The following is an 11,247-nucleotide window of genomic DNA, read 5'->3' on the forward strand; positions in this document are numbered from 1 at the left end:
TGCGGTAGAAGCTGGGCTTGAGCTCCAGGTTGTCCTTGATGTGCACAGATGGCGGCAAAAAGCCGACTTCTTGCGCGAACTTGCGGCGAACGCCCTTGATCCGGGTCAGCAGATCGCCACCACGATCCTTGTCGACCAGTTGGATCAGGCGGTAGCCCACTTCCAGGCCCAGGGTGTCCACGGGCTGCAGGTCTTCCCAGGTGGCCTCGCCGTTGGGGTTGGCCACTTCCGAAGCGGGTTTCTCGACCGGCTTGGGTGCGTTGCGAATGGCCTCTTGCTTCAAAGCCAGCTTCCAGGCCCACCAGCCCAGGCCGCCACCAATGGGCAGAAACACGAAGGAAGGCATGCCAGGAATCACGCCCAGCAAACCCAGAATGCCACCTGCCACGCCAATGACCTTGGGGTTCTCGAACATCTGGCCCATGATCTGGGCGCCCACGTCCTTGTCCTTGCCGACGCGAGACACCACCATGGCGGCCGCCACCGAGATCAGCAAACCGGGGATCTGGGCAACCAGCGCGTCACCGACCGCCAGCAACACGTAGGAGCTGGCGGCATCTCCGGGTGACAGGCCGTGCTGCACCACGCCGATCACGAAGCCGCCGATGATGTTGATGAACAGGATCAGGATGCCGGCGACCGCGTCACCACGCACGAACTTCGAGGCACCGTCCATGGAACCGTGGAACTCGGCTTCTTCGCCCACTTCCAGGCGGCGGCGCTTGGCTTCCTTCTCGTCGATCAGGCCGGCGTTCAAGTCGGCGTCGATCGCCATCTGCTTGCCGGGCATGGCGTCCAAGGTGAAACGGGCGCTCACTTCAGCAATACGCTCGGAACCCTTCGTGATCACCACGAAGTTGATGACGACCAGGATCGCGAACACGATCAAACCGACTGCGAAGTTGCCGCCGATCAGGAAGTGGCCGAATGATTCAATCACGTGGCCGGCAGCGCCTGCGCCGGTATGCCCTTCCAGCAGCACGACCCGGGTAGACGCCACGTTCAGCGACAAGCGCAACAAGGTGGTCAACAGCAGCACCGATGGGAAGGCCGCAAAGTCCAGAGGACGAATCATGGTGGCCGCCACCATCATCACCATCAAGGCTGCAGCGATGTTGAACGTGAAAAACACGTCCAGCATGAAAGGCGGCAGTGGCAGCACCATCAAGGCCAAGACGCACACCACAACAAGCGGTGCGGCCATCACTTGCAGGTTCTTGTGCTGGCCACCCAGCACCGACTGGAGCTTCATCACCATCGCATTCATGCTTCAATCTCCGACTCTTCTTGTTCGACCTGGGCCTTCAGCCTGGCTGCGTGCTGTGGATCCAGCTCGGCAGGCACATCCAGATCAGGCAGATTGCCCGGCATGGGCGAACGGCCCGACAGGGCATTGCGCAGTTGGAACACGTAGGCCAGCACCTGGGCCACAGCGCTGTAGAGCGCCACGGGCACTTCCTGGTCCACTTCCGTGTTGGCGTAAAGCGCACGTGCCAGAGGCGGGGCCTCCAGCACGGGTACGCGGTTCTCGACGGCCAGATCGCGGATCCTCAGCGCCAGCAGATCCAGGCCTTTGGCCACCACACGGGGGGCGCCCATCGAGGCCTCGTCGTACTTGAGCGCCACCGCATAGTGAGTCGGATTCATCACAACCAGATCAGCGGTGGGAATGGCGGCGAGCATGCGTTTGCGGGCCATCTCGCGCATCTTCTGCTTGATCTTGCCCTTGACCTCGCCGTTACCTTCTTGCTGCTTGTATTCGTCCTTCATGTCCTGATGGCTCATCTTCATCTTCTCGGCGAAGAGGAACTTCTGCAACGGCCAGTCGATGATGGCAAACGCTGCGATCACCAGCAGCATGGAGCCCAACACTTCACCCAAGGTCACGCCCAGGTCGTGGATGGCGGCAGGCAGAGGTTGAGACAGCAGACCCATCAAACCGGGCCAGGCCTTGTACAAGAACGTGGCGCCCGCCGCGCCCAGGATCAGGCCCAGGGCCGAGGCCTTGAGCGCATCGATCATCTGCTGTTTGGAAAACAGATTGCCGAAGCCGGCGATCGGATTGAGCTTGCCAAAATTGGGATGAACGACCTTGAAGGACATCACCCAGCCGCCTGCCATCACGCTGGCTGCGGCCGAGGCCAGACCGATGCTCAGGCTGAAGGGCACGACGATCATCAAAGCCTCGGTTGCCCACTGGCTCAGGCGATCCAGCATCACATCGTTGTTGGCCACCATGCGGGCGTCAAAGCGCAGACCCGCGTGCAGCAGGGTCTGCATCTTGTCCATCCAGACCGGCGTCAGGCCCATGAGCACGCCAGTGGCCGCCAGGATCACCAGAAAGTGCCCCAGATCCTTGGAGCGAACGACCTGGCCCTCTTCGCGTGCTTTCTGAAGCTTTCGCGCCGAGGCCGGTAATTGCTTGTCTTGGGAACCTTGATCAGACATGGTGTGCGAAGGACTGCTGCTTGATAGGCATTCTTCGCGAGCACCCGGAAATCTTTAGCCAGATAAGAGGGGTGCCCCACACGCTATTCGGCGCGCGTTTTGCCTGACGCAAATGCAGATCGGGCCAAGTGTGAACTGCGTCACGCCTGGCCCGATCAAGCCGAAATTCGCAGAATAGAAAATGAAACTCGGAAAACGAGGAATGAATCCGTAAATTACCCCTATCCAAGGAGCTAGGCGACGCAGCGCCCTCTGCCTGCGTGCTTGGCGCGATACATTGCCTCATCTCCGCGTTTAACCCAATCCGCCAGATCTTCGCCCGATCGCGCTTGCGCCACACCAGCGGAAAACAACACGCGCAGATCGGGATGGGTGGATGACACGACACGCGACGGCATTACTGCCAGAACGCGGTCAAGTACAAGCTTGGCATTCTGTGCATCGGCGTCAGGCAGCAGCACGAGGAATTCTTCCCCGCCCCAGCGACAGACCAGATCGGTCGTTCGCACACCCTGCCTGAGTGCCTCAGCAATGCCTTGAAGTACTTCATCGCCAATGTGGTGCCCAAATTGATCATTCACCTGCTTGAAGTGATCGACATCCAGCAAGGCCAGACAGACAGGTGACACGCTGCGGGCGTGCCTGGCGTGAGCAAAGGCGACCAACTCCAGCATCCGCCGGCGGTTGAGCAACCCCGTCAAGTCATCCGTCATGGCCATTTTCTCGGTCTGGGCCACGAGATCCTTGAGTTCCTTGCGCTGCTCATGAAGCGTCTGGCGCATGCGGCAAAAGTGGCTGAGCAACCATGACATCAGCAGCATGATCGTCGAGGCGCCCAGCGCCGGCACACCGTCCAATCCCATAGAAAAAGTGCCTGGGCTCCATGCTTTCAACAGAATCACGGTCATCAGGGGGAAGACCGCCAGCAGACGACCTGCCCGAATGCACTCGCTGGCAGTAAGACTGAAGGTCCCGAACACCAGCGTCAGACACATGGTCTGTACAGCGGCCGCTCGCGTTTGAGGCACCAGTACATAAGCGCCACACATGCTCAGGATGGCAAATACCATCTGGGCTTGAGTCAACCCCACGTCCTTGAAGCGCAAAGACCAGCCCGCACGAACGGCCACATTGAACAAGGCCACGCCGCCCAGGTTGAAGGCAGCAAGCCATGTCATCCCCAGGGTAGACACTTTGCCGAGCAAAAATGCCATCAAGACGATAGCTGTCCAGACCATGCACACCAGGCTGGCCATCAAGGTGCGACGGAACGCGCGAGCCACACGAGGATCGGCCCCAAAGAAGCTCATGCCGATACCACCTGATTCTTGCCTCGCCGTTTGGCTTGGTACAAGGCCACATCAGCCCGCTCCAGGATATGTGTGAGCAGATCTCCGGGGCATGCCTGAGTCACACCCGTCGAAAAAGTGACGCCACATGCCGGCTCGCCATCGCCGCCAATGACATGGATGAATTGAGCCCTCATGGCATCCAGCATCCGGATGGCGTCATCCAGCGCACACTCGGGCAGCAGGATCACGAACTCCTCGCCGCCCCAGCGCGCGACATGATCTGGCATGGCGAAGTGTTGGGTGAGGTGCTTGGCCAATGCAAGCAGCACGGCATCCCCGGCGTGATGGCCAAACTGGTCGTTGATGCGTTTGAAGTTATCGATATCCAAAATCGCCAGACAGAAGGGGCGTTGATGACGTTTGAAGCGCATCAGCTCTTCCAGCACAGCCGTGTTCATGGCGCGCCGATTCACTAGTCCTGTCAACTCGTCCCGCGCAGCCAGCTCACGCAAATCACCAATCAGTTTGTGCAGTTGGACCTTTTGCTCGTCCAGCTTCTCCCGCCACTCCTTGACCTGCCTGGCCACCGACGAGAACACCGGAAGCGTGAGCGCCGCCATGATGAGGTTGATCGCTTCTTGCGCCACATCAGCCGTATCGGGCCTGCCCAGATAAGATGCCATGAACGCCACGACCAGCATGGCAGCAGCAGCCAAGCCGCAATAGGTTGTCTGGCGAGGCGTCAATTTCGACAGCAAAGCGAAGGTCAAGGCCAGACTCAACAACGGCAAGGTCAGGTTGCGCCCGGCCGGAATCAGAAGATAGGCCAACACGATGGCCCCCAGACCATGCAACACCTGAGGCAGGGTCAACGCGGGATCATCTAGCCGCCGTGTGAGGCCAAACCGTATGGCGATGAAAAAGGTTAGGAAGCCGGCCAGTTCATACGCCATCACGGCGACACCAGCAGACACCGTTGTCAGCCCTTCGGCCATACCCAGTGCAATGGCCATGCACGAAGCCAGGTAAATCAGGCCGGCAATCAATGTGCGCTGCAGCCTGAGTCGCTGTGGAGGATCAAAACCCAATACGCTGACCATCAAGATCGTGAATGACACAAAGGTAGGACTCAGGGCACCACGATGCCCAAAAAAAATAAGCCATGCAAGACTTGCCTGCATGGCATGAGCAAAAAGAGTGAGGAGCTTTGTTTTTGTATGACACCACCACCTGTGCAGGCGCAAACACCCGCCTGCGCAAATACTAGCCCTTTCGGGTGATGGAAGAAATAACGATTGCGGCCATTGACTGACTGAATCTACCGAATGCGTGGACGCGCATTTCAAGCTGCGTAACGCATCATTGGCCGCGCCCTCGGGTTTCCCTGGTATTGGACTGTCTCCCCTCACCCCCGCGTTTTCCCGACCCTTCGTATATCCGGTCAACACCTGGCCGGGAAGGTTAATCAGGCTGCCAGGCGAGGTTCATAACATTCATCGCGCCTGGATGACGGCCCGGATCCCCCGATCTTCGTCGAACGGCTGGGATGCGACGAAGGCCCCCTCAAAAAGTGATTCATTCCTCACTTACATTTAAAATGACACACATTGATCGACACCCAGAATTCGCGCAGACTTCCTCGTTTTCCGTCTGATACCCCAATCTATGTACAAACCGACACGGCACAATCCTGCGGTGATGGTTTGCAGTTCCTCATCATGCTCGTCTCACCCATTCACCTGCGCGTCCTCGCTTCCACGCTAGACATGGAAGGCTTCCAGTCCGAAGCCGCGCTGCGAGCCTGCGGGCTGGATACCATGATGGACGGCCTGGACGAGTCAAACTGGATTCCCCTTGACCTCTACGACCGCCTGATTCAGGCCACCTTGCGTCACACGCAGGTACCGCACTTTGGTTTGCAAGCCGGCGCCAGTCTGGCCAATCAACGATATGGCGTGCTGCCTGCGTTGGTGATGCACATGCCTTACCTGAGGCAAGGGCTGGAGGACGTCATTCGTTTTGCGCCGTTGATGCTGCCCCAAGCCGAAATCGCGCTTCATGAAGCAGGCGATACGGCCAGGATCATCATTTCACCTTGCATCACAGAGGGGCCCAGCGCGCTGTTCAGAATCGAATTTGTGGCCTCGGCCATTCTGCAGATGCTGCGATATGCGGGCGCCGGCAACATGAATCTAAGCCGGCTCAGCTTCAAGCACGCCGCGCCAGCCCATGCAGAAGAATATGCCCGCAGCTTTGGCACCCCTGCCCTGTTTGATGCCAGCGAGAACTGCCTGGCCTTCAGCCGCGACACGCTGGACAAGCCTATTCCCTGGCACGACAAGGTGAGCTACCTCGAGGCCAAAACCAAGGCGGAGTTGGCCCTCAGCACGCTGCAGCGCAACGTGGACCTGATTCAACGTGTCAAGAACGTGCTGGTGGATGCCTTTCCAATAGCACCCACCATTGAAGAGGTCGCCGACAAACTCGGATTGAGTGCCCGAAGCCTGCGTCGACACCTGTCCAGCCGAGGAACCAGCCATACCGAGCTCTTGCGGGAATGCCGACAGTTGATGGCCGAGCACCTGCTGGCCGATACGGGCGTTTCACTCAAGCAAATTGCGGGCGAGTTGGGCTTTTCCTCAGTCACCAGCTTCCACCGGGCCTTCAAGGACTGGACCGGCATGACGCCGCTGGAGTGGCGAGACGTCCGGATACAAGTCAACCCGAATTGAGGCCAGATCAGCAGCCAACTTTTCGCATGGTGTGCGTAGCGTGAGGCCTACCATGCAAACATGGCCGACCTGTCCCCCTATCAGCAGCACGTCCAGAGTCTGCTCGCTCGCAGCCCGGAGCTGGCGCGACTGCTTGTGCACAACACGCAAGAGGCCATGCGTGCTTCCAGTGCCGATCTGGCCATGGCAGCCGATCGCAGTTTGCTGTTTCAGGTCGCCGAAATCGTACAAGCTCAGCGCAGCCCATACGAACACGCGCTCGCCTCTCACATCAAGTCCGAGATTGAAAAACAATCACAGCCGGAATCAAGCAGCCCGTCGCTGACGGTCTTGTCTCTTGATGAGTTGACCTTGGTCGATGAGGCCCAAGCCGAGCAAGAAATCGAAGTCTCTCGGACTGTGCAGTTGATTGATCTGGCGGCCGAGTGGGAACTGCGCGAGCTGCAAGCATTCACCTCAACGCTGCAAGGCGAGACCCGCCTCAAGCCCCAGGACAATCCGGCCCGACCGGCTGTCTTTGCCAAGGCGCTGAGCACGGCCACACGCGAACTGCCCCTCGCAGACAATGAACGCCACATGCTGCTGCGTATCAGCGGCAAGGTGCTGGCCGATCTGCTCAAGGTCTTCTATGCCCAAACCTGCGAAAAGCTTCGCCAACAAGGCTGGAGCCCGCAGGCCTACAAAGCTGTCACAACCCCCAGGGCTGTACCACAATCCGATGTCAATGTGACGCAGCCAGGCGCCTTGCACAGCTTGCTGGAAAAACTGCCCGTGCCCCCACGTGCTCATCAGACACCAGCTTCAGAAGCCTCGCCATCAAGCGATGGACAGCCCGCCTTGACCTTCCAGGCACTCGGCCATGCCTGGCCACCAGGCACGACTCAGGCGCAGACCAACAGTGCACGCTCGTTCTCGGAAGAACAAGTCTTTGACCTGCTCAACAGGCTGTTCGCACAAATGCACCGGGATCAGGAACTTCAACCGGCCATCTGCAACATGATCGACCAGTTGCAGCCCGCCGTGATGCGCGTAGCCAGAAACGACCCACAGGTGCTGCGCTCGGCTCAACACCCAGCCTGGCAACTGATCAACCAACTGGCAGCCTACGCCTCCGGCTACAGCGAATCAGAACAAGCCGACCAAGCAGAGCTAGCTGCCTTCCTGAGCTTCATCCAACCGCGCATTCAGCAACTCGTACGGCCGCCAGGCCCGACTCTGGCCCAGTTGGATGCCACCTTGGCCGATGTGCAGCGCTTCATAGAAGCACAAAGCCAGGCTCAACTGCAGGCCGCACCACAAGCCGTGACCCAACTCCAGGAGGCTGACCTGCGACTCTCGGTGCGCCCGATATTGCTGCAGCAGGTTGAACAGCAACTGGCCACTCACAAGCTCAAGACCAGCATACGCGACTTCCTGCTCGGCCCCTGGGTCGATGTGCTCAGTCGGGTCATGGCATCGATGACACCCGACGAAGACGAAGTCCAAGCCATGATGGCTACCGTGGATGATTTGTTGCACAGCCTTCAGCGCCCCGTCAACATGAGCGAGCGCGAAAGTCTGAGGCAATCGCTTCCAGGGTTGATCGGCCGACTAAAGCGAGGCATGGCCAGCATCGCATTGCCAACCGATCAGCAAGATGCCATCCTCGACGACCTCATGGGCATCCACACCCACCACTTGTTGTCCACCCCAAAAGCCACAAGCCGCCAGGCAGAGCCCAGTGCAGAGGACATCGTGGCCAACATGCGCAAGGAGATGCGGCAGGAAACGCGCGAGCGAAATCAAGCCGACGAACCGTCTGTAGGCCACTCAAGCAGCGCGAGATCCCATCATCCTCAGTTGGTCGATACCAATCTGGGTTCACTGCCCACCGTCCCGATGGCTTATGGCGAAGACATGCACGACATGGCCCGCGCATCCACACCAATGGACTGGGCTGACGCGCTGCAAAAAGGCATGTGGTGCAAGCTGTTCCTGCAAGGGCAATGGACCACTGCTCACCTGCTGTGGATCAGCGCCAACCGCCAGTTCTACATGTTCACCAGCGAACGTGCAGGCCGCATGCACTCCATGACCCGACGCGCCCTGGAGCGCCTCAGAGCAGAAGGCCTGGCAACCGATCTGGAAGACCGCAGCCTGATGCAGCGTGCCGTGGACAGCATGCTGCAGGATCTGCACGACTGATGTCGGTACTTTGTCACGGCGCGCGGCAAGGTCGCTCGTTCATTTCACATGAAGGGACTCAAGGTGACACGCAGGATGGCCGTAATACGCCACAGATGATGGCCCCTTTGGCCACCCATGCAACGCGCACGGCCCGTGCAACAGGCCGCCAAATCAGAAAGGGATGACCATGCACACTCCTCTGGGCCAGACACAGCGAGGCTGACATCATGGACCTTGACACCGCCACCAAGGCCAATGTCGATAACTTGCGCGAACTGCTGCGCAATGCATCGGTCATCCAGGCCAGCCAATACTTCAACGGCCAGGACGTTCAAGTGATCCCATCGCCACCGGATCACAAACTCGGCCAGGTGCTGAGCCGCTACATCGCCATGGTGTTGCTGACCAGCAATGAATTGCGCATCGTGTTCAAGGTGCACTTCAATCCCGAGCAGATCCGCACCTATCGACAAGCCAGAGGCGCCTCGGCCGACGATCTGAGCGACAAGCAACTGATCGATTTCATGAAGGAACTCAGCAACCAGATGGGTGGACGCGTGTGCCGCATCTTCGATGCACACCAGATCGCCATCGGCATGAGCGTCCCCTTGTGCACCCGTGGCATCTACGAGATCTACGCCGACTATCAGCCAAAGAGCGGCGCCATCACCAAGTTCGGCGACTTCTGGCAGCTCAACGGCCCGTTCGACACCATCTACTGCAGCTGCTTCGTTGAGTTGATGGGCAAAGACGACTTCTCCACTGTCAAGGCTGCTGACGAAGTGGCTGAGGAAGGCGAGCTGGACTTCCTATGAACAACCACAACGAACTCATTGCCTCGCACCGTGTGCTCTCCATGCTGGAGAGCGCCTGCGAATACAACGAACAGATCCTGGACAACATCCCCAGCGTGTTCGTCATGCTGAACCAGGACAACAAGGTCATCCGCGCCAACCAGGCCTTCTGCGACCTGGTCGGGTGCACCATGGAAGGCGCGCTGCACCTGGATTTCACGTCGTACTTCACGACCGAAAACGCCGACATCCTGCTGCACCACCTCCAGCATCTGCGCGACAAATCGACCAAAGAATCGAGCGTTCGCATCAAGCTGGAAGTGGCCGGCAATGGCAGCGATCAAGCCGCCAAGCCCTTCTTCTGGCGCGTGTTCAGGCTGGGCCATGTCAGTGATGCAGAAGGCCAGGTCATCTCCCTTGTGGGCGACGATCTGTCCGTGCTGTACCAGTCCGAGCTCAAGCTGATGAGCATCTTCTCCAGCATCCCGCTGGGCCTGATGGTGGTGGACAGCGCCGGCATCGTCACCGAAGTGCTCTCCGAGTATTGCCACGTGCTGCTCAACAAGCATCAACTGGTTGGCACGCGCCTGCAAGACACGCTCAACCGGCACAACCCGGAACTGCACAACGAGATCAAGCAAGCCTTCGACATCCTCGAAGACTGCGCTGGCAAGTTCATGCCGCACTTCACGGCACGCGAAGCCTCCCTGGGCCGCATTGGTCAATTGAAGATCGAAGGTGCTGCTTACTCCGACAAATGGATCAAGCCCCGCTTCCAGCCCATTGCCAAGAACAACACGGTTGACCGCTACATGGTCATCCTGGAAGACATCACCGCGAGCTACCTGGCCCAACGCCAGATCGAGAAGGCCGACATGCTGGGCAAGCAGGCCCAAGCCCTGTATGACTGCGCCATCCGCGATCCGCTCTCAGGCCTCTACACGCGTCTGTTCATGAACGACAGCGTCAGCCGCCTGATTGCCTCGGCCAAGCGCGGCAGCCTGCATGAGCTGGCCATCGTGATGTTCGACCTCGACAGCTTCAAGAGCGTGAACGACACCTATGGCCACGATGCCGGCGACCGCGTCATCCGCGAGTTCGGCCACATCATCCGATGCTGTACGCGTGACACCGATGTGTGTGTGCGTTTCGGTGGCGAAGAGTTCGTGCTGGCCCTGCCCTGCAACAACACCAATGAACAAGGCGGTGCGATCGTCGCTGAACGCATCCGGGCCAAACTGGCTGCCACGCCCATCGACATTGGCGGCGGCAGGACACTGAACGTCACGACCAGCTGCGGCGTGGCCTACTGCCACAAGTCAGACACGCTCGAAACACTCTTGCAGCGATCCGATAAATATCTGTATGTGGCCAAGCACAATGGCAAGAACCAGGTGTGCATTGAATCGGCCGAAGGAGAATGACCATGCCACGGATTCTGGTGATCGATGATGCCAAGACCATGCGCGATACGCTCAAGGATCTGCTGATCCCGAACGGTTTCGAGGTGGTGGAAGCCGAAAACGGCGAGCAAGGCCTGGAGATGATGGGCCAGCATGCCATCGACCTGGTCATCTCCGATCTGAACATGCCCGGCATGGATGGCCTGACCATGTGCAGCCACATCAAGGAACAGGGCTACCATGCCCCGATCTTCATGCTGACCACGCAAACCAGCCCGGAACTGAAGGCCAAGGCCAAAGAGTTCGGAGTCGTCGCGTGGATCGTCAAACCCCACAAGGATGACATCCTGCTGGGCGGCATACGCAAGGTCCTGAAGCTGTAAGCAAAAGGGGCGCCGCGGCGCCCCTTTTG

At 59.1% G+C, this 11,247-nt stretch carries 9 protein-coding genes; 5 read left to right on the top strand and 4 right to left on the bottom strand.

Features of this window, described 5'->3' with window-relative positions; translation table 11 throughout:
- The 4 genes from EPO09_RS10860 to EPO09_RS10875 all read right to left on the bottom strand — a co-directional run.
- The coding region (locus tag EPO09_RS10860) for an FHIPEP family type III secretion protein (protein WP_290642975.1) at positions 1-1,267 on the bottom strand (1,267 nt) is incomplete at its 3' end.
- Positions 1,264-2,448 carry a flagellar biosynthesis protein FlhB gene (gene flhB / locus EPO09_RS10865; protein ID WP_290642977.1) on the bottom strand — a complete coding sequence of 395 codons (1,185 nt, stop codon included), beginning with the start codon at positions 2,446-2,448 and terminating at the stop codon, positions 1,264-1,266. The genes EPO09_RS10860 and flhB, both read right to left, overlap by 4 nt.
- Before the next feature lie 233 nt (positions 2,449-2,681).
- Complete coding sequence (locus tag EPO09_RS10870; RefSeq protein ID WP_290642979.1) at positions 2,682-3,758, bottom strand: diguanylate cyclase; 1,077 nt, start codon at positions 3,756-3,758, stop codon at positions 2,682-2,684.
- Positions 3,755-5,185, bottom strand: a complete 1,431-nt coding sequence (locus EPO09_RS10875; protein ID WP_290642981.1) for a diguanylate cyclase — start codon at positions 5,183-5,185, stop codon at positions 3,755-3,757. The genes EPO09_RS10870 and EPO09_RS10875 overlap by 4 nt, the downstream gene beginning before the upstream one ends.
- 273 nt (positions 5,186-5,458) lie before the next feature.
- On the opposite strand from EPO09_RS10875, the gene EPO09_RS10880 reads away from it, so the two are divergent.
- The 5 genes from EPO09_RS10880 to EPO09_RS10900 all read left to right on the top strand — a co-directional run bounded on the left by EPO09_RS10880 (position 5,459) and on the right by EPO09_RS10900 (position 11,218).
- Positions 5,459-6,472, top strand: a complete 1,014-nt coding sequence (locus tag EPO09_RS10880) for an AraC family transcriptional regulator (RefSeq protein WP_290642983.1) — start codon at positions 5,459-5,461, stop codon at positions 6,470-6,472.
- A gap of 60 nt (positions 6,473-6,532) precedes the next feature.
- Positions 6,533-8,656 (top strand): DUF1631 family protein, encoded by a 2,124-nt coding sequence (locus EPO09_RS10885; RefSeq protein ID WP_290642985.1) that lies wholly within the window; start codon positions 6,533-6,535, stop codon positions 8,654-8,656.
- 209 nt (positions 8,657-8,865) lie between these two features.
- Positions 8,866-9,453 carry a hypothetical protein gene (locus EPO09_RS10890; protein ID WP_290642987.1) on the top strand — a complete coding sequence of 196 codons (588 nt, stop codon included), beginning with the start codon at positions 8,866-8,868 and terminating at the stop codon, positions 9,451-9,453.
- Entirely contained in the window at positions 9,450-10,856 is a 1,407-nt protein-coding gene (locus EPO09_RS10895; RefSeq protein WP_290642989.1) for a diguanylate cyclase, read from the top strand. Before EPO09_RS10890 ends, EPO09_RS10895 begins: the two co-directional genes overlap by 4 nt.
- Before the next feature lie 2 nt (positions 10,857-10,858).
- Entirely contained in the window at positions 10,859-11,218 is a 360-nt protein-coding gene (locus tag EPO09_RS10900) for a response regulator (RefSeq protein WP_290642991.1), read from the top strand.
- Positions 11,219-11,247 lie beyond the last annotated feature (29 nt).

The sequence above is a fragment of the Aquabacterium sp. genome, assembly GCF_004297345.1.
Taxonomy (GTDB): domain Bacteria; phylum Pseudomonadota; class Gammaproteobacteria; order Burkholderiales; family Burkholderiaceae_C; genus Aquabacterium.

Bases quoted from the DNA above. Each gene is read 5' to 3' on its own strand.
- flhB (WP_290642977.1), bottom strand. From the start codon at position 2,448: ATGTCTGATCAAGGTTCCCAAGACAAGCAATTACCGGCCTCGGCGCGA.
- EPO09_RS10870 (WP_290642979.1), bottom strand. From the start codon at position 3,758: ATGAGCTTCTTTGGGGCCGATCCTCGTGTGGCTCGCGCGTTCCGTCGC.
- EPO09_RS10880 (WP_290642983.1), top strand. From the start codon at position 5,459: ATGCTCGTCTCACCCATTCACCTGCGCGTCCTCGCTTCCACGCTAGAC.
- EPO09_RS10885 (WP_290642985.1), top strand. From the start codon at position 6,533: ATGGCCGACCTGTCCCCCTATCAGCAGCACGTCCAGAGTCTGCTCGCT.
- EPO09_RS10890 (WP_290642987.1), top strand. From the start codon at position 8,866: ATGGACCTTGACACCGCCACCAAGGCCAATGTCGATAACTTGCGCGAA.
- EPO09_RS10895 (WP_290642989.1), top strand. From the start codon at position 9,450: ATGAACAACCACAACGAACTCATTGCCTCGCACCGTGTGCTCTCCATG.
- EPO09_RS10900 (WP_290642991.1), top strand. From the start codon at position 10,859: ATGCCACGGATTCTGGTGATCGATGATGCCAAGACCATGCGCGATACG.